This is a genomic window from Arthrobacter sp. Y-9 (genome assembly GCF_029690065.1).
In the GTDB taxonomy this organism is placed as follows: domain Bacteria; phylum Actinomycetota; class Actinomycetes; order Actinomycetales; family Micrococcaceae; genus Arthrobacter_E.
The window spans coordinates 3,140,258-3,157,616 of sequence record NZ_CP121463.1 but is presented as its reverse complement, the minus strand read 5'-3'; the positions used below and the strand labels follow the sequence as shown (position 1 = coordinate 3,157,616).

Below are 17,359 nucleotides of genomic sequence, written 5' to 3'. Positions count from 1 at the left end.
TCTGTCCTCTCTACTTCTTCGCCGCGGTCAGGGCGGCCAGTGCGGTTCCGAGCATGTCCGGAGTGATGGTCAGGTTCTGGATGCCGGGCAGGTTCGCCGCGGCCTCCTTCAGGGCCAGGGCGAGCAGGATGCCCTGGTCGAGATCGCGGTAGGTGTCCATGGCCGCCTTCTCACGGGCCGCCTCGGCTTCACCCACCAGCTTGATCCTGCCAGCTTCGGCCTCCGCCGCGATGGCGCCGCGCTCGGCCGCGGCCTGCGCCTCGATACCTGCTGCGGCCGCACGCTCCTCCGCCTCACGGCGGGCGTTGGCGCCCTCCTGGGCCACCAGGTTCTCCCGGCGGGCCGCGAGTTCGATCTGGTTGGCCAGCTCGTTCTCGGCGATGGCGCGTTCGCGTTCGACGGCGAGTGCCCGCCGTTCGAACGTGGCGCGGTCCGCCTCGGCCTGGAGCTGCTCCCGGACCGGGGTCTGCAGCGCACGCTCCACCTCGGCCTCGGGTCGGATGGCGAGGACGTGCACGCCGAGCACCGCGATGCCGGTGTCCTGGAGGCGGGCGTCCCGGGTCAGGGTCCCGAACAGGACGTCCCGCAGCGGGGCGGCTCCGTTGCTCAGGGCATCGGCCAGGGTGAAGCGGGCGACGTGGTCGTTCGCGGCCGCCTGGCAGAGCTGGCCGATGATCGTCTCGACCTGCTGGGCGCCGGTCGCGGGTGCCTCGTCCTTCTTCTTGAGTCCGAAGTCCAGGCGGGCGCTCGCGAGCACCGGGTCGGTGAAGCGGTAGGTGATGTTCGCCTGGACGCTGACGTCCTGGTGGTCCTGGGTGAGGGCGTGGAAGAGAGTCGGCAGTTCGCGGTCCTCCACGGGGATCTCGCTCAGCACTGAGATCCCGGGACGGTACCAGAAGGCCTGCCCCACACCCTGGTGACGGACCTGCCCGCCCTGGACGTGGACCACGTAACCGGTGGGGCCGCCGAGGAAGTGGTTGATCCAGGGGTAGCTCTTGATGGTGGTCATGATGTCTCTCCTTCGCTAATTATCGTCAACTTGACGATAATTGAACTCTAGGAGGTCTCCGCTATTAATGTCAAGGTGACGATAAATGCTAGGCTGGGGACCATGACGAACCGGAAGTCTGACGCCCTCGCTGCTTTCCACGCTTTCCCGGTCACCGTGGACATCGTCGCGCTCACCGTGCGCGATGCCGCGTTGCACGTGCTGCTGGTGCGCCGTCTGCTCGAGCCGTTCAAGGGCCGGCTGGCGCTGCCGGGCGTCTTCGTCCTGCCGGGGGAGGAGCTTCCCGCGGCGGCGCGACGGGAGCTTGCCGAGGAGACCGGCGTCGAACGCCTGCCCGGGCACCTTGAGCAGTTGGCGAGTTACGGCCCCGCCGGCCGCGACCCCCGGGGTGATGTCCTGACGGTCGCCCACCTGGTGCTCGCGCCGGACTTCCCCGTGGTCGCGGGCGGCGGCGACGCGAGCGAAGCGCTCTGGGTCCCGGTGGACCGGGTGCTGGACGACGCCGGCGCCCTGGCCTTCGACCACGCGCGGATCCTGGCCGACGGCGTGGAGCGGGCACGCGCCAAGCTGGAGTACTCGCCGCTGGGGGCGGCGTTCTGCGGCGACGAGTTCACCATCGCCCAGCTGCGGGGTGTCTATGAGGCGGTCTGGGGCGTCCGGCTCGATCCGCGGAACTTCCACCGCAAGGCCACGGGCGCCGCGGGATTCCTCGAGGAGACGGGCGACGTGTCCTCGGGCGACGCCGGTCGTCCCGCGGCCCTGTACCGGCTCGCGCCCGAGGCTCGCGCAGGAAGCCGCGCGGTGCTGAATCCGCCGCTCATGCGGCCGGTCGTCTGAGCCGGCGGTCTGAGCCGGTCGCCTGAGCTGAGGCGTGAGGCGCGCATCGCGGGTGGCGGCCGGGCCGAGGCCAGGCGGTTCGCCGGAGCGCCGGTCTTTGAGACACTGGAAGCAGACCCACCCCGCTCCGGAAGGCATCCCATGGCAAGCACCCTGCACCTCGTCCGACACGGCCAGACGGACTGGAACGTGCAGCGACGCTTTCAGGGCCAGACGGACATCCCCCTGAACCAGACCGGCGTCGAGCAGGCGGCAGGGGTGGCCGAGGCGCTGCGCGAGGTGCCATTGGCCGCCGTCGTGACCTCGACCCTGGGCCGTGCCGTGGCCACCGGCCGGGCCATCGCCGACGCGCAGGACCTCCCCGCTCCCGCCGCGGACGCCCGCCTCATGGAGCGTCACTTCGGCGAGGCGGAAGGGATGCACGACGACGACGTCAAGCGCCTCTTCCCCGACCGCGAACAGATCCCGGGCCGGGAGAGTGATGAGGAGCTGCGTGCGCGGGCGTTCGGAGCGCTGGAGGAACTGGCCGCGGCCTTCGATGGCGAGGAGATCGCCGTCGTGAGCCATGGCGGCTGGATGGCCATGGTCCTGCGCACGCTGGTCGGCGAGGCGTACGACTACTCCACGCTCACCAATTGCTCCGTGCACACCCTGGTCTGGGATGCCGCCACGGGCGAGGTCCGGGTGGCCGGGGTGGAGACCGCCGCGCAGCTGGTCCGGGACTGACCGCTCCCCGCGACCGGCCGCCGGTCCGGGGCTAGACCAGCCCGATCTTCCGGAGCTGCTCCGCCAGCCCGGCGCCGTCCGGGGCGTAGACCCACGGGATGGCCGAACCCGAGTGGTCCATGTCCGGCGTGTGTCCGCCGGCCAGGACCGCTTCGCCCACGGACAGCTGCCGGATGGCCACCGCCGCCACGTTCTCCGGATGCTGCCGGGCGAATTCCGAATAGATGGCCTCGTCGTGCTGGCCGTTGTCGCCCACCAGAAGCCACTTCACGCGCGGGAATTCGCGGGCCAGACGCTCGAGGTTGTCCTGCTTGTGCTCCCGGCCGCTGCGGAACCAGCGGTCCTCCGTGAGGCCCCAGTCCGTGAGAAGCAAGGGTCCCACCGGGTAGAGATTCCGGTGCAGGAAGCGGCTCAGCGTCGGCGCGGCATTCCACGGGCCGGTGGAGAGGTAGAAGACGGGAGCGCCCGGGTGGGCGCGCAGAATCCGTTCGTAGAGCACGGCCATGCCGGTGGTGGCCATCCGCGCGCGTTCATTCAGGACGAAGGCGTTCCAGAAGGCCAGCAGGGGGCGGGGGAGTGCCGTGACCATGACCGTGTCATCGATGTCGGAGAGGATGCCGAACTCCATGTCCGGCGGCAGCACGAGGAGCGGGGCCTCGGCGGACGGCGTTCCGGAGGCCCGGATGGTGGCCGTGTGCCAGCCGGGTTCCAGGCTGACCTCCACCGCGGTGTCCACGAGGCCGCCGCGGTCCGCCTTCACCCGCACCCGGGCGTCGCCGATCTCGATGTCCACCTCGCGCTCCGGAATGGGAACCGAGGTGAAGGCGCGCCAGCCGCGGATGTTCTGGTTGCCGTTCCGGGCCGCCCGATCGGCGCGGCTGCCCGGCAGGGTGCGGGCGGCGAGCATGACGCGGGCCAGGATCCGGACCTGCGTGGTGGAGCCGTAGCCCATGTAGGGCACCGTGGCCGGCTGGAAGTGCGTCTTCCGGGCCATTTTCAGACGCGCTGAATTGATGAAGGACGAGATCCTGTGGGCCGCCCCGAAGAGCGGGTTGCCTGCCCAGGAGCGGCGGGCTGGCTCATGCTGCATGGGGTTAACTCTGTCACAGACTGCGGGTCGCGCCACGGCGGCGCGGCCCGCAGGGCTGTTTGCCCTGGTCCGGACGGTGTCACAAGCGCGGACGCTGTGAACGGGCGCAGCCCCCGGACCGACGGTCGGTCCCGGGGACTGTGACGGCACTGGGCTGTGACGGTTCAGGGCCGCAAGCAACTCAGGGCCGCACGTGACTCAGGCGGTGCGAGGGGCCTTCGCCAGGTTCGCTTCGAGCTCGGCCGCGTTCTGCCGGACCACATAGGCCGGGCGGTCGCGCTCCACGCGCCAGCTCTCCGAGAGCGGGCCGGCGTTGACGGTGTCGAAGCCGAACTCGTCGTAGAGACGGGTGACGAGGGCCGCGGCCTCGGGGAAGTCGCTCGCGGTGGCCAGGGCGCGGCGGTTCTCCGTGCCGGAGGGGGTGCCGTCCGTGGTGATGTCGGCGGCCGCGATGTGGTTGAAGCCCTTGGCGACCTTCGACTCGGGCAGGTGTTCCTGCAGGAGGCCGGAGGTGGTGGCTTCGCCGCGGTCCAGGGCCTCGATGTGCCCGTCGCGCTCCCAGTAGTAGTTGTTGGTGTCGATGACGACCTTGCCGGCCAGTGGCGCCACGGGGACGTCCTGATAGGCCTTCAGCGGGACCGTGACGACGGCGAAGTCGCCGGCCGCTGCCGCCTCCTCAGCCGTCGCGGCCCGCGCCCGGGGGCCGAGCTCCGTCACCAGCTCGGTGAGGGTCTCCGGCCCGCGCGAGTTGCTGATCACGACGTCGTACCCCAGTTCCACCGCCTTGCGGGCGACCTGGCTGCCGATGTTTCCTGCTCCGATGATTCCAATGGTTTCGCTCATGTCCGGCACAACCGGCTCCGGGCGGACTCCATTCCGGCGTTGAGAAATATGACGTGGAATGAATCAATGGCGCCCAGGCATCACTCCGGGAGCAGGATCAGGTCCAGATAGGCCTCCAGGCTCGCGGCCACGTCCACCGTGTCCGGGGCGTAGAGGCGCTGGAGCTGCATGCCGTCCCAGAGCCCGATCAGGGACGCGGCCGCCTGCGCGGGGTCGACGCCGGGGCGCAGTTTCCCGGCCGCGCGCAGGGCCTCGAGCTCACCGGTGTACTCCTCCCGCAGCCGCTTGAAGCGCTGGGCGAAGTAGTCCCGCCCCGGATGGCCCTCCGTGGTCGACTCGCCGCTGAGCACCGCGTAGAGCTGGGTGAGGCCCGCGATGTCCACATTGGCCCGCGCCTGCAGCAGCACCATGTCCCGGAACGGCATGGGTCCGAGGCGGGAGACTCCGCTGCTGTCGCGCTGTTCGAGGACTTCCAGGAGGAGGTCGCTCTTGCGTTTGAAGTGGTGCAGGAGGCTCGTCTGGCTCATGCCCACCTCGTCGGCCACATCCTGCAGGCTTCCCGCGTGATAGCCGCGCGTGGCGAACACGTTGAGGGCGGCGTCGACGATCTTCTGCCGGGTCGCCGCCGTCTTGGCGTAGGGGCCGCGTTTGCCGGTGCGGGGTGCTCGCTGGGCGCTCATGGAGTGGAGCTTAGCGCCGCTGTGGCGAACAGTGCGAAATTAGAGTGACTACTCGAAATTTGTGTTAGCCTCGTCACACTAGCCGCGCCGGCCTCCGTCGTCCGGCGCCCGCTACAGGTACAGAGAGGTATGTGTCATGCCCCATGTTTCCCGGAGACGGCTGCTCGGCACAGGGCTGGGCGCCTTGTCCCTGGCCGCACTCGGCGCCTGCGCCACTCCCGGCACGCACTCCGTCAACGCCGATCCGGCCATCCCCGCCGCGAACGGTGAGAAGATCCGGCTCACCTATTGGGCCTGGCTCAAGGACTTCCAGAAGGTGGCCGACCTCTGGAACGCCAAGAACCCCCAGGTCCAGGTGGACGTGGTGTGGATCCCCGGAGGCAACTCGGGCGGATACCAGAAGATGTACTCGGCGCTCGCCGCCGGGGCCGGCCCGGATCTGGCACAGATCGAATTGCGCTCCATCCCCGAGTTCATGCTGGTCAACGGCCTCGTGGACCTGAACCGCTACGGGGCTCAGGAGTTCGCTCCGCTCTACGACCCCACGCTATGGGGCCAGGTCAGCTTCACCGGCGGCGTGTACGGCATCCCCCAGGACTCCGGTCCCATGGCGACCTTCTACCAGCCGGCGCTCCTGGAAAAGGTGGGCGCAACCCCGCCGAAGACCTGGGACGAGTGGGCCGCCGTGGGCAAGGAACTGCGGCGCGCGGGCAGCTACATCGACTGCTTCGCGATCAGCGACGCGAGCCCCTTCGCCGCCTTCGCGGGTCAGGCCGGCGCCGCCTGGTTCCGGCCCGAGGAGGACGGCTGGGTCATCAACATGACGGACGACGCCACCCTGAACGTCGCGCGCTTCTTCGACAAGGCGATCGACGACGGCCTGGTCCAGACCGGCTTCGCCCACTACAGCCCGGCCTGGTTCGCCGCGGCCGCCAAGGGCGGCATCGCCTCCATCACGTCGGGCAGCTGGGGCGACGCCCTGGTGGAAGGTGTCAGCGGCGGCAAGGGCAAGTGGAAGGCCGCCCCCATGCCGGTCTGGGGCAAGACCGGATTCGGATCCAGCTACCTCGGCGGCTCCACCACGGCCATCCTGGCCGGCAGCAAGCACCCCCGTGAAGCCCTCGAATTCGCCGTCTGGCTGACGACCTCACACGAAGGCATCGACGCCATGATCAAGCACAGCGGCATCGGCTGGTCGCCCGCGAAGGACTTCGTCGGCACCGCCCGACAGCAGCCCTCGGAGTTCTTCAGCGGGCAGAACTACTTCAAGGACGTGCTGATCCCGGCGAGCCGCGAACAGAACCCGAAGTGGTCCTGGTGGCCGGTCACGCAGCAGACCTTCAACATCCTCAGCGACGGCTTCCGGAAGAAGGCGAGCGGCACCTCCCTGGTGGACGCCGTGGCCTCCGCCGAGAAGGACGTCATGACCGTCTTCAGGAACAAGGGCCTGACCATCAGGAGGGAACAGGCATGAGCAGCACACCAGCCGCAGCATCCCAGGCTCCGGCCCAGGACGGACAGGCGCACGACGGCGACGCGGCCACCGCGAACCGGCCCACCCGGGGCGGCCGCTCCCGGGCCGCGGCCCGCGCCCCCTGGATCCTCCTGGCGCCCTTCCTGGCCCTCTTCACCCTGACCTTCGTCCTGCCCATCCTCGTGGCCCTCGTCTCCAGCTTCACCAAGGTCACGCGCAGCGGGCTCTTCGGGGAGAAAGGCGTGACCAGCGGATTCGCCGGCTTCGACAACTACGCCCAGGCCCTCGGCGACGCCAACTTCATCGCGTCGATCGGGCGCGTGCTGCTGTTCGGCGTCGTGCAGGTGCCCGTCATGATCGTCCTCTGCACCGTTCTGGCCCTCCTGCTCGAGTCGGCCTCGGCCCGGTGGCCCGGCTTCTTCCGCGCCGCCTACTTCATGCCGTACGGCGTGCCCGGCGTGATCGCCACGATCCTGTGGTCCTTCCTTTACGTGCCCGGCCTGAGCCCGTTCATCGACATCGCCGGGAGCCTGGGCATCACGCTGGACTTCCTGGGGCCCGATCACGTGCTGTGGTCCATCGCGAACATCGTGACCTGGAGCTACACGGGCTACAACATGCTCATCATCGTGGCGCAGCTCAAGGCCATCCCGGCCGAGCTCTATGAGGCGGCCCGTGTGGACGGCGCCTCGCCCTGGCGGATCGCCCGGAGCATCCAGCTGCCGCTCATCACCCCGGCGCTGGTCCTCACCACGGTGTTCTCCATCATCGGAACCCTGCAGCTCTTCGCCGAGGCGCAGGTGCTGAAGACCTCGGCCCCGGCCATCGACAGCCAGTACACGCCGAACCTCTCGGCGTACTCGACGGCGTTCGCCTACAACGATTACAACGTCGCCGCCGCTCAGGCCGTCCTGATCGCGCTCGCGGCCTTCATCCTCTCCTTCGTCTTCCTCCGCCTCACGAACAGGAAGTCCTCATGACCAGCACCACGGCCCCTCCCGCCACCCGTCGCGCCGCCGAGGCGCCCCGCTCCGGCGCCGCACCGCGTACCGGCCGCAAGCGGTCCAGCACCATCATCGTCACGGCGATCCTCGTCGTCGTCGCGCTGTACTTCCTGGTGCCCGTGTACTGGGTCCTGGTGGCGTCGACCAAGACCACGCAGGACCTCTTCTCCACCAACGGCTTCCTGTTCTCCGGGCAGTTCGCCCTCTGGGACAACCTCGCGAGGGTGCTGAGCTACGACGACGGCGTCTTCCTCCGCTGGTTCCTGAACTCGGTCCTCTACGCCGGAGTGGGTGCGCTCCTGGCCACCTACCTCGCCGCCGCGGGCGGTTACGCCCTCGCCAAGTACGAGTTCCGTGGCCGCAACGCCGTGTTCGGCACGATCCTCGGCGGCGTCCTCGTCCCGGGCACCGCCACGGCACTGCCCATGTTCCTGCTCTTCAGCCAGCTGGGCCTCGCCAACACCTACTGGTCGGTGCTCATCCCGTCCCTGGTGTCCCCGTTCGGCCTGTTCCTCTGCCGCATCTACGCCCAGGCCACGGTGGACACGGCTCTGATCGAAGCGGCGCGCATCGACGGCGCGGGGGAGCTGAAGATCTTCCACACCATCGGCCTGCGGGTCCTCACGCCGGCCCTGGTCACGGTGTTCCTCTTCCAGCTGGTCGGCATCTGGAACAACTACTTCCTGCCGCTGGTCATGCTCTCCGACAGCAAGCTGTACCCGATCACGCTCGGCCTCAACAACTGGCTGTCCCAGGTGGACCGCCTGCCCGAGTTCTACGAACTCACCACGGGCGGCGTGCTGCTCTCCATCATCCCGCTGGCCATCGCCATGATCGTCCTGCAGCGCTTCTGGCGCGGGGGCCTGACCGAAGGAGCCGTCAAATGACCGCCGCCTACCTCACCAGCACCGCGCCCGGCGAGGGACGCCGCAGTCCGGCCCGCGCGCGGCTCGCCTCGGACGCGCCGGAGCTGAGCCTCGACGGCGACTGGGACTTCCGCCTTCTTCCGGCCGCGCCCGGCACCCCGGCGGGGGCACTGGCCCTGCCGGAGGGCGAGGACGCCGAGGACTTCGCGGCCCCCGGCTTCAGCACCGACGGCTGGGACACCCTGCCGGTCCCCTCCCACTGGGTCCTGCAGGGCGACGGGAAGTACGGCCGACCGATCTACACGAACGTCCAGTTCCCGTTCCCCTGCGAGCCGCCGTTCGTCCCGGACGCCAACCCCACCGGTGACCACCGCCGCGTCTTCACGCTGCCCGAGAGCTTCGACGGCGCCGAACGCCTCCTGCTCCGCTTCGACGGGGTGGAATCGCGGTACAAGGTGTGGCTCAACGGGACGGAGATCGGGGTGGGGTCGGGCAGCCGGCTGGCCCAGGAGTTCGACGTCACCGAGGCCGTGCGCCCGGGGGAGAACGTGCTCGCGGTCCGGGTGCACCAGTGGTCCGCCGCCAGCTATCTCGAGGACCAGGACCAGTGGTGGCTGCCGGGCATCTTCCGCTCGGTCACACTGCTGGCGCGACCCGTGGGCGGGCTCGACGACCTCTGGCTGCGCACCGCGTACGACGGCGACGCGTCCGGGACCGGGCAGGGCACGGTCGTGCCCGAGGTGAGTGCGGGGAAGGCCGCGTTCCCGGTCCGGTTCCGGATCGCGGAACTGGACGTCGACGTCGTCTGGGAGCGCCCCGGCGACGTGGCCCCGGTGGTGGTGGCCGGCGTCGAGCCGTGGAGTGCCGAGACGCCGCGGCTCTATGAGGCGACCATCGAGGCGCAGGGCGAGACCGTCACGCAGCGGATCGGCTTCCGTACGGTGCGGATCGAGGGCGACCGCTTCCTGGTCAACGGCCGGCGCGTGGTGTTCCACGGCGTCAACCGGCACGAGACGCATCCCGAGCGGGGGCGCGCCTTCAACGAGGACTTCGCCCGTGAGGACCTGCAGCTGATGAAGCGCTTCAACGTCAACGCGATCCGCACGAGCCACTACCCGCCGCATCCGCGCCTGCTGGATCTGGCCGATGAGCTGGGGTTCTGGGTGATCCTGGAATGCGATCTGGAGACGCACGGCTTCGAGCGGCACGGTTGGGACGGGAACCCCGGCGACGACCCCGTCTGGCGTGACGCCCTGCTCGACCGCATCGAACGGACCGTGGAGCGCGACAAGAACCACCCCAGTGTGGTCCTGTGGTCGCTGGGCAATGAATCCGGCACCGGAGCGAACCTGGCCGCCATGGCCGCCTGGGTGCACGCGCGGGATCCGGAACGGCCCGTGCACTACGAGGGCGACTACACCGGCGCGTACACCGATGTGTACTCCCGCATGTACTCCTCCATCCCGGAGACCGAGTCGATCGGGACGGACGGCGCCACCGATCTGCTGCTCGGGTGCAGTGCCGCGGAGTCGCTGCGACAGCGCCGCAAACCGTTCATCCTCTGCGAGTACATCCACGCCATGGGCAACGGCCCGGGCGCGATCGACCAGTACGAGGACCTCGTGGACCGGTACCCCCGGCTGCACGGAGGCTTCGTCTGGGAATGGCGTGACCACGGGCTGCTGACTCATGCCCCCGACGGCACGCCCTTCTACGCGTACGGCGGGGACTTCGCGGAGGAGATCCACGACGGGAACTTCGTCATGGACGGCATGGTCCTCGCCGACGGCACCCCCAGCCCGGGACTCCACGAGTACCGCCAGGTGGTCTCCCCGCTCCGGCTGACGCTGAGCGGGACGGCCGCGGCGCCCGTCGTCCGGGTGGAGAACCGCCGCCACAGCGCGCCGGCGTCGGACGTCAGGATCCGCTGGCGGCTGGAGCACGACGGCCGTCCGGTCCCCGCACACGACGGCGGCGGCGCCGTCGCCGGGTCCCTCGCCGTGGTGGGCGGCGACGCGGCGCGTGACGGGTCCGCGCCTCTGGCGGCCGGCGATGCGGCCACGTACGCCCTGCCCGCGGTGCCGGTGGCCCCCGAGGGTGAGACGTGGCTGACGGCCGAGGTCGTGCTCGCCGCGGACACCGCGTGGGCGGAGGAGGGCCACGTCCTCGCGTCCGCCCAGCTCGACCTGACCCCTGTACGGGAACGTCGCGCCGGGCCCCGTCCGGCGGGGCCTGCGTCCGCTGCCTCCTCCGGTGCCGTGTCCGGCGTCCCGCGCCGGCTGGAGCTGGGCCCCGCGGTGTTCGACGGCGGCCTGCTCACCTCGCTGGCCGGGCAGTCCGTGGAGGCTCCGCGGCTGGAGCTCTGGCGGGCGCCCACGGACAACGACCGCGGGCAGGGCTTCGGCTCCTACGACGCCGCCGACCCGCGTTCGCCGGGCGTCCGCGGCGTGCTCGGCACGGGTCAGCCCGCGCCGACGTGGGAGGAGGTCTGGCGGTCCGCCGGACTGGACCGGCTCCACCGCCGGATCGAATCCGTGGAGGCGACGGACCGTTCGCTCACGGTCCGCGCCCGGTACGCCGCCGCGGACACCGCCCGGTCCTTTCACCTCGACGAGCACTGGGAGCTGTCCGGGGACGAACTCTGGCTGCGGCTCGACCTCACCCCGAGCGGGAACCATGTCCGCGACCGTGCCTGGGACCTGCTGTTGCCGAGGATCGGCGTGCGGTTCGGCCTCCCGTCGGAGGTGGCCGGCGCGGAGTGGTTCGGCACCGGCCCCCGCGAGTCGTACCCGGACAGCCGTCACGCGGCCCTGGTCGGGCGGTACGCGGAGTCCGTGGAGGGGCTGGGGACGGTGTACTCGCGGCCCCAGGAGAACGGTCACCGGAGTGAGGTGCGGGAACTGGAGCTGCTGCTGGGCGGTGCTGGTGGCGCAGGTGGTGCCGGCAAGCCCTGGCTCCGAGTGGAGGCGGAGCGCGACGCCGCCGGGCGCCTGCCCGGTTTCACGCTCTCGCGGCACACGGCCCAAGAACTCTCCGGGGCCGCGCACCCGCACGAGCTCCCGGAATCCCGCCGCACCTGGCTCTACCTCGACGCCGCGCAGAACGGCCTCGGCTCGCGGGCCTGCGGTCCGGACGTGTGGCCCGAGCACGCCCTGCGCCCCGAAGCCCGGACGCTGCTGCTGAGGTTCACGGCGCTCTGAGCGTCGCGCCGCCCCGCGCCTCACCCCCCAACGCCGACGGCCGCCGTCGTGCCCCTCCTTCGAGAGTGCACGACGGCGGCCGTCGCGGTCAGCGGCTCAGCGCTGAGGAAGCTTGTTCCTTCGCTCATGGCTCCGCGACGCCGTCTGCTCCGGGCCTCCGACCCACCCGTGCCCCGGCACCCAGGTCACAGCTTCCGGTATCGGGTCGGAGGACAGCGCAGGATCCACCATCCGCCCGACGAGCGCCTCAGCGTTCACGGGATTCAGGTCGGTGCCGACGAGGTGCGCCAGGCGTTCGAACTCGCGTCGTCCAGCAGTTGTCGTCCATGGCCTGGGAATCAGGAAAGTGACGTTCTCGGGGGAGAGCTGACCGGTGGCCCTTCTGGCGTCCAGCGCTTTCTGGAGCTCTCTGGCGTTGAGTTGCTGAGTGCCCGCGATGACGACCAGGTCCACGAGGTCTTTCACTCGCGTGGAGGGACGGCCACCGAAGGTCGACATGACGCCGGAGACCTTGTCGGCGACATGATCGGCCAAGGGGTAGAGCCGGTAGGGGGACGTTCTGAGTTTCTTTCCCAGCGCCATGCGGTTGGCCGGTTGCACAACGTCCGGTTTTCCGATGGGCGCGGGAGTAAGAGCGACATCGACGGAGACTTCGCCCAGATTCCTGCCGGTCTCAGCGTCGCGGGCGACGAACACGGCCTTGCGCAGCCGGACGCCGGGTTGATTGCTGCCGCGGCCGGTCGCGATCGTGCGGACCAGTTCGAAGCGCAGATGGTCGCCGAAGTCGACGCGAACGCGTTGTTCCAGGTCGCGAATCGCGTCGTCGAGGTCCTGATCGGTTCCCAGATCCAGGTCCTTCGTGGCCCGGGTGTCAGGGATGCGCGCGAGCATGGCTCCTCCTCCCTTGAGCATCCAGCCATCCCCACCATCGGCGAAGACACGGGAGAGGAACCGGTCGAAACGAGCGAGCGTCAGCTGCTCGTGCACGCTTTTGGTGGTCGTGCCGTTCTTGAGATCCTGCTGGGCTTTGGCCTTCAGCGCCGCGGCCAGCGCTGTCCACGAGGCGTAGCCTTCGCTCACGCGACAGCTCCCAGCGGTTGCAGTCCGGCGTGTTCGTACAGCCACTCGGCGACTGCAACACCGTCACCGGCTGCGAACCCCCGGGCCGCAGCCAGTGGCGCCAGGGCCTCGGAAAGCCGGTGAGGGTGAACGAGCCGTCCAGCCTGGATCGCGTCCCTGACGACGTCAATCACGAGGCTCGACTCGACCCAGGTGGCCATGAGGTCCGCGATCATCCGTTCGACGGTCAGCACGGGCACCGAGGCGGCCCACGTCACCTCTTCGGGGTGCAGCTGCGCGTGGCGGATCCGCACATCTGATTGCCGCGTGGTCTTGCGGGATGCTGAGATCAGCTCGTGGTCACCGGGGTAGAAATCGCCGAGGCCGTGCAGGAGTGCGGCGTCGACACCGGCGACGACCAGGCCCTGCGCTCCATGCTCCGAAGCCGGGGCGTCGATCCCCTTCAGCGACAGCCATGTCGCCGTGATGTCCTCATGCTCGAGCTCGGGTGCCCCGACCATCCGGTAGACACCCCGACGCCCCACGGGAATCAGCACTCCCGCATCCGCCATCCGGGACACCTGGAACGGCGAAACCCCCGCTGCACTCGCCTGGGCGGCGGTGACCAGGCCCCCACGGACTTCCGCAAGGTGGCCGAGAAGAGTCACAGCCTCATATGTCATGCATCAATTATAGCGTTGAGCGCTATAAACGTATACACTCGCGCCGCCCCGCGCCTCACCCCCCAACGCCGACGGCCGCCGTCGTGCCCCTCCTTCGAGAGTGCACGACGGCCGCCGTCGCGGTCAGCGGCTAGCAGGCTCAGCCCGGCAGCGGTGCGCCGGTGAGCTTGATCTGGCGGTTCTGATCCTTGTAGAGCAGGTAACGGAACTGGCCGGGGCCGGAGGCGTAGCAGGCCTGCGGGCAGAACGCCCGGAGCCACATGTAGTCGCCCGCCTCGACCTCCACCCAGTCCTTGTTGAGCAGGTACATGGCCTTGCCCTCCAGGACGTAGAGGCCATGCTCCATGACGTGGGTCTCCGGGAAGGGGATCACGCCGCCGGGCTGGAAGGTGACGATGTTGACCTGCATGTCGTGCGCCAGGTCGTCCGACGGCACGAAGCGCTGGGTCTTCCAGACCCCGTCGGTGTCCGGCATGGCGACGCCCTCGACGTCCTTCTCGTTCGTGACGAAGGACGTGGCCTCGTAGCCTTCGAGACGGTCGTAGGCCTTGCGGATCCAGTGGAACGTGGCGATGTCACCCGTGGTGTTCTCCACACCCCACTCATCGCCGGCGGCCAGGTAGGCGTAGCCGCCCTCCTCCATCACGTGCTGCTCGCCCTTGAGGTTCAGCGTGAGCGTGCCCTTGACCACGAAGATGACACCCTCGACGCCGGACTCGAACTCGGCCTTCGGCGCGCCGCCGCCCGGCCCCACCTCGACGATGAGCTGGGAGAACGTGGTGGCGAAGCCCGAGATCGGACGGGCGATGATCCACGAACGGGTGTTCGTGAAGCCCGGCAGGAGGCTCGTCACGATATCCGTGAGAACGCCCTTGGGGATGACCGTGTACGCCTCGGTGACGATCGCACGCTCGGTGGTGAGATGGGACTGCGGCGGCAGGCCACCCGTGGGGTAGTAGAGATTTCCCATGAAGGACTCCTTCGTGAATCAGTGAGAAGTGGTGGCGAGCCGCGGGTGCGCGAGCACCGTCAGCTCCGGGAGTGCGACGCCGGTCAGGGCCAGGACCTCGTCCTCGCCGACCGCGCCGCACTGGACGCCGCGGAGGACGAAGTTGGCCAGCGCGCGGGCGGTGGCGGGCTCGTCCATGACGCCCGCGTCCGTCTGGGAGAAGTAGTTCTTCAGGCGCGTGGTGGCCGCGGCCAGACCCTCGCGGTAGAAGGCGTAGCTCGCCGCGAACCGGCTCGGCAGCTGGTGCGCGTGCAGATCCCAGCCCTGGTAGTAGCCGCGCTCCAGGGACCGGCGGACCAGGCGGCCGTGCAGCTTCCAGGCGTTCTCCACGTTCTCACCCACGGGGATGATGTTCGTGGAGCCGTCGGAGAGGCGGATGCCCGTCCCGGCGACGGCCAGCTGCATGATCTCCTTGGCCACATCGGCCACCGGATGTTCCATGGACTGGTACTCGGCGGCGATCTGCAGGCTGGCGGAGTAGTCGTAGGTGCCGTAGTGCAGCGAGCTGATGCGGCCCGGGACCACATGCGGCAGCTGCGCCACCGGATGCGTGCCCTCGTGGCCGAGGATCAGCTGCGGCGTCTCCACCTGCACCTCGAAGCGCAGGCGGCCGGCGGGCAGCCCGTGGATCTCCTCGAGGCGGGAGACGACGTGGTCCATGGCCGTGACCTGGTCCACGGTGGTCACCTTCGGCAGGGTCAGGACCAGGCCGTCAGGCAGGCCGCCCTGCTCCACCAGGGTGGAGACGAAGAGGTCCAGGGTGCGCAGGCCGCGGGCCCGGGTGGGGGCCTCGAAGCACTTGAAGCGGATGCCGATGAACGGGGGAGCCGTGCCGGCCTCCACCGCCTGGTGGACGGCCTTGGCCGCGGTCACGACGTCGGCGTCCTCGGCCTCGTCGCCCCGGTTGCCGTAGCCGTCCTCGAAGTCGAGACGGAGGTCCTCGATGGGTTCGTTGGCGAGCTTGGCCGCGACGCGCGGCGCGACGGCGGCGTTCAGCTCCTCGGACTGACCCAGCAGGGCGCCCAGGGCTTCGAGCCCGCCGTGCTGCGCGACGACGTCGTTCGCGGCCTGTCCCCACTCCGCGGCGAAGTCCGGCGTGAAGCGGTCCGCGGAGACGTAGACGGTGTGGATGGGCTGGCGGCTGCCGTCATCGCCCGGGTAGTTGCGGTCCAGGAGGGTGTCCGTGGCCGCGAGCCGGGTTTCGACGTCCGTCAGATCGGCAGCGGAGAGTGAGGTGCCCGCCATCAGTCGACCAGCTCGTAGGCCGGGGTGGTGAGGAAGTCGACGAAGTCCTCGCCCAGGCACAGCTCGGCGATCAGCTCGCTGGCGGGGGAGTAGAACTTCTCGAAGGCCTCTTCGCCCACCTCGCCGCGCAGCTTCTCGGTCTCCTCGGTGAGGATCTGCCGGACGAGCTCGCGGGTGACGGTGTTGCCGGTGTCGGCCAGCACGGAGCCGGCGTTGATCTGCTGCCACACCTGGGAGCGGGAGATCTCGGCGGTGGCGGCGTCCTCCATGAGGTTGTGGATGGCCACGGCGCCGTTGCCGGAGATCCAGACGGCGGTGTAGGCCACGGCCACGTAGAGGTTCAGGCGCAGGCCGGCCTCGGTGACCTCGCCCTTGGCGGAGGCGACGTCGAGCAGCTGCGCCGCGGTGACCTCGACCTCGGGGCGCTGCTTGTCCAGCTGGTTCGGCTTGTCGCCGAGGAAGGAGTCGAAGACCTCTTCGCAGATCGGGACCAGGTCCGGGTGCGCCACCCAGGAGCCGTCGAAGCCGTCGGTGGCCTCGCGGGTCTTGTCGTTGCGGACCTTGGCGAACGCGGCCTCGGTGACCTCGGGTTCGCGGCGGTTCGGGATGACGGCGGCCATGCCGCCCATGGCGAAGGCGCCGCGCTTGTGACAGGTCTTCACGAGCAGTTCCGTGTAGGCGCGCAGGAAGGGTGCGGTCATCTGCACGGAGGCGCGGTCCGGGAAGAGGAAGTCCTCGCCGGCGTCGCGGAAGTACTTGACGATGCTGAACATGTAGTCCCAGCGGCCGGCGTTCAGACCGGAGGCGTGGTCGCGCAGTTCGTAGAGGATCTCCTCCATCTCGAACGCGGCCGGGATGGTCTCGATCAGCATGGTGGCGCGGATGGTGCCGTACGGGATGCCGACGTACTCCTGGGCGAAGGTGAAGACGTCGTTCCAGAGGCGGGCTTCGAGGTGGCTCTCCATCTTGGGCAGGTAGTAGTACGGGCCGTGACCGTTCTCGATCAGCTGCTGGGCCACGTGGAAGAAGTGCAGACCGAAGTCCACGAGCGCGCCCACGGCGATCTGACCGTCCACCAGGACGTGCTTCTCGTCCATGTGCCAGCCACGCGGACGGGTCACGACGACGGCGAGCGGCGCGTCCGTGCGCAGACGGTACTCCTTGCCCTCCGGCGAGGTGTAGGAGAGGGTGCCGCGGGCGCCGTCGCGCAGGTTGAGGATCGCGTCGATGACGTTGTGCCACGTCGGGGTGCTGGCGTCCTCGAGGTCGGCGAGCCAGACCTTGGCGCCGGAGTTCAGGGCGTTGATGGCCATCTTGGCCGGCGAGGCCGGTCCGGTCATCTCGACGCGGCGGTCCTGCAGGGCCGCGGGGGCCTCGGCGACCTTCCAGTCGCCCGAGCGGACCTCGGCGGTCTCGGGAAGGAAGTCCAGGGTCCCGGTCTTGGCGACCTGCTCGCGCTTGGTGACGCGTGCGTCGATCAGCTCATTGCGGCGTGCCGCGAACTTCTCGTGCAGGGCCTCCACGAAAGCGAGGGCTTCCGGGGTGAGGATCTCCTCGGCGCGCTCCACCGGCTGGGGGTTGGTGACGGTGATGGTCATGTGCTGTCCTTACTTCTCCACGGTGCCGTCCGGCCC

General features: G+C 69.6%; 15 protein-coding genes. 6 read left to right on the top strand and 9 right to left on the bottom strand.

From position 1 onward, the window contains the following. Positions 1 to 10: 10 nt before the first annotated feature. Positions 11 to 1,009 carry an SPFH domain-containing protein gene (locus tag P9849_RS14290; protein ID WP_278267390.1) on the bottom strand — a complete coding sequence of 333 codons (999 nt, stop codon included), beginning with the start codon at positions 1,007 to 1,009 and terminating at the stop codon, positions 11 to 13. 102 nt (positions 1,010 to 1,111) lie between these two features. Between P9849_RS14290 and P9849_RS14285 the strand changes: the two genes are divergently transcribed. Both P9849_RS14285 and P9849_RS14280 read left to right on the top strand, forming a co-directional pair. After that, positions 1,112 to 1,846, top strand: coding sequence for an NUDIX domain-containing protein (locus tag P9849_RS14285; protein ID WP_278267389.1), 735 nt, complete (start codon positions 1,112 to 1,114; stop codon positions 1,844 to 1,846). 141 nt (positions 1,847 to 1,987) lie between these two features. After that, on the top strand, positions 1,988 to 2,572 hold the full coding sequence (locus tag P9849_RS14280) for a histidine phosphatase family protein (RefSeq protein ID WP_278267388.1): 585 nt from the start codon (positions 1,988 to 1,990) through the stop codon (positions 2,570 to 2,572). Between the two features lie 31 nt (positions 2,573 to 2,603). Here P9849_RS14280 and P9849_RS14275 read toward each other — a convergent pair whose 3' ends face one another. The 3 genes from P9849_RS14275 to P9849_RS14265 all read right to left on the bottom strand — a co-directional run bounded on the left by P9849_RS14275 (position 2,604) and on the right by P9849_RS14265 (position 5,185). Beyond that, positions 2,604 to 3,662 carry a phosphatase domain-containing protein gene (locus P9849_RS14275; protein ID WP_278267387.1) on the bottom strand — a complete coding sequence of 353 codons (1,059 nt, stop codon included), beginning with the start codon at positions 3,660 to 3,662 and terminating at the stop codon, positions 2,604 to 2,606. A 198-nt stretch (positions 3,663 to 3,860) separates the two neighbouring features. Next, complete coding sequence (locus P9849_RS14270; protein WP_278267386.1) at positions 3,861 to 4,505, bottom strand: NAD(P)-binding domain-containing protein; 645 nt, start codon at positions 4,503 to 4,505, stop codon at positions 3,861 to 3,863. Between the two features lie 80 nt (positions 4,506 to 4,585). Continuing rightward, positions 4,586 to 5,185, bottom strand: a complete 600-nt coding sequence (locus P9849_RS14265; protein ID WP_278267385.1) for a TetR/AcrR family transcriptional regulator — start codon at positions 5,183 to 5,185, stop codon at positions 4,586 to 4,588. A gap of 136 nt (positions 5,186 to 5,321) precedes the next feature. On the opposite strand from P9849_RS14265, the gene P9849_RS14260 reads away from it, so the two are divergent. From P9849_RS14260 to P9849_RS14245, 4 genes are read left to right on the top strand one after another with little or no spacing between them, the layout of a single operon-like run. After that, positions 5,322 to 6,659, top strand: coding sequence for an extracellular solute-binding protein (locus P9849_RS14260; protein WP_278267384.1), 1,338 nt, complete (start codon positions 5,322 to 5,324; stop codon positions 6,657 to 6,659). Then, a complete protein-coding gene (locus tag P9849_RS14255; RefSeq protein ID WP_278267383.1) occupies positions 6,656 to 7,639 on the top strand; it encodes a sugar ABC transporter permease in 984 nt (327 codons plus the stop codon). Before P9849_RS14260 ends, P9849_RS14255 begins: the two co-directional genes overlap by 4 nt. Then, complete coding sequence (locus P9849_RS14250; protein WP_278267381.1) at positions 7,636 to 8,550, top strand: carbohydrate ABC transporter permease; 915 nt, start codon at positions 7,636 to 7,638, stop codon at positions 8,548 to 8,550. Before P9849_RS14255 ends, P9849_RS14250 begins: the two co-directional genes overlap by 4 nt. Further along, the gene (locus tag P9849_RS14245) at positions 8,547 to 11,729 is read left to right on the top strand and encodes a glycoside hydrolase family 2 TIM barrel-domain containing protein (protein WP_278267380.1); all 3,183 of its coding nucleotides are present in this window, start codon (positions 8,547 to 8,549) and stop codon (positions 11,727 to 11,729) included. Before P9849_RS14250 ends, P9849_RS14245 begins: the two co-directional genes overlap by 4 nt. A gap of 96 nt (positions 11,730 to 11,825) precedes the next feature. Here P9849_RS14245 and P9849_RS14240 read toward each other — a convergent pair whose 3' ends face one another. The 5 genes from P9849_RS14240 to aceB all read right to left on the bottom strand — a co-directional run bounded on the left by P9849_RS14240 (position 11,826) and on the right by aceB (position 17,323). Next, positions 11,826 to 12,809 (bottom strand): nucleotidyl transferase AbiEii/AbiGii toxin family protein, encoded by a 984-nt coding sequence (locus tag P9849_RS14240; RefSeq protein WP_278267379.1) that lies wholly within the window; start codon positions 12,807 to 12,809, stop codon positions 11,826 to 11,828. Continuing rightward, positions 12,806 to 13,471: a type IV toxin-antitoxin system AbiEi family antitoxin domain-containing protein gene (locus tag P9849_RS14235; protein ID WP_278267378.1), complete on the bottom strand. Its 666-nt coding sequence runs from the start codon at positions 13,469 to 13,471 to the stop codon at positions 12,806 to 12,808. Before P9849_RS14235 ends, P9849_RS14240 begins: the two co-directional genes overlap by 4 nt. Before the next feature lie 139 nt (positions 13,472 to 13,610). Next, positions 13,611 to 14,441, bottom strand: coding sequence for a bifunctional allantoicase/(S)-ureidoglycine aminohydrolase (locus tag P9849_RS14230; protein WP_278267377.1), 831 nt, complete (start codon positions 14,439 to 14,441; stop codon positions 13,611 to 13,613). 18 nt (positions 14,442 to 14,459) lie between these two features. Further along, entirely contained in the window at positions 14,460 to 15,725 is a 1,266-nt protein-coding gene (locus P9849_RS14225; protein WP_278267376.1) for an aldolase, read from the bottom strand. After that, entirely contained in the window at positions 15,725 to 17,323 is a 1,599-nt protein-coding gene (gene aceB / locus P9849_RS14220) for a malate synthase A (protein WP_278267375.1), read from the bottom strand. The genes P9849_RS14225 and aceB overlap by 1 nt, the downstream gene beginning before the upstream one ends. Positions 17,324 to 17,359: the final 36 nt, after the last annotated feature.

What these genes read in the sequence shown, in the direction of transcription:
- P9849_RS14290 (WP_278267390.1), bottom strand. Translation starts at nt 1,009, where the DNA reads ATGACCACCATCAAGAGCTACCCCTGGATCAACCACTTCCTCGGCGGC.
- P9849_RS14285 (WP_278267389.1), top strand. Translation starts at nt 1,112, where the DNA reads ATGACGAACCGGAAGTCTGACGCCCTCGCTGCTTTCCACGCTTTCCCG.
- P9849_RS14280 (WP_278267388.1), top strand. Translation starts at nt 1,988, where the DNA reads ATGGCAAGCACCCTGCACCTCGTCCGACACGGCCAGACGGACTGGAAC.
- P9849_RS14275 (WP_278267387.1), bottom strand. Translation starts at nt 3,662, where the DNA reads ATGCAGCATGAGCCAGCCCGCCGCTCCTGGGCAGGCAACCCGCTCTTC.
- P9849_RS14270 (WP_278267386.1), bottom strand. Translation starts at nt 4,505, where the DNA reads ATGAGCGAAACCATTGGAATCATCGGAGCAGGAAACATCGGCAGCCAG.
- P9849_RS14265 (WP_278267385.1), bottom strand. Translation starts at nt 5,185, where the DNA reads ATGAGCGCCCAGCGAGCACCCCGCACCGGCAAACGCGGCCCCTACGCC.
- P9849_RS14260 (WP_278267384.1), top strand. Translation starts at nt 5,322, where the DNA reads ATGCCCCATGTTTCCCGGAGACGGCTGCTCGGCACAGGGCTGGGCGCC.
- P9849_RS14255 (WP_278267383.1), top strand. Translation starts at nt 6,656, where the DNA reads ATGAGCAGCACACCAGCCGCAGCATCCCAGGCTCCGGCCCAGGACGGA.
- P9849_RS14250 (WP_278267381.1), top strand. Translation starts at nt 7,636, where the DNA reads ATGACCAGCACCACGGCCCCTCCCGCCACCCGTCGCGCCGCCGAGGCG.
- P9849_RS14245 (WP_278267380.1), top strand. Translation starts at nt 8,547, where the DNA reads ATGACCGCCGCCTACCTCACCAGCACCGCGCCCGGCGAGGGACGCCGC.
- P9849_RS14235 (WP_278267378.1), bottom strand. Translation starts at nt 13,471, where the DNA reads ATGACATATGAGGCTGTGACTCTTCTCGGCCACCTTGCGGAAGTCCGT.
- P9849_RS14230 (WP_278267377.1), bottom strand. Translation starts at nt 14,441, where the DNA reads ATGGGAAATCTCTACTACCCCACGGGTGGCCTGCCGCCGCAGTCCCAT.
- P9849_RS14225 (WP_278267376.1), bottom strand. Translation starts at nt 15,725, where the DNA reads ATGGCGGGCACCTCACTCTCCGCTGCCGATCTGACGGACGTCGAAACC.
- aceB (WP_278267375.1), bottom strand. Translation starts at nt 17,323, where the DNA reads ATGACCATCACCGTCACCAACCCCCAGCCGGTGGAGCGCGCCGAGGAG.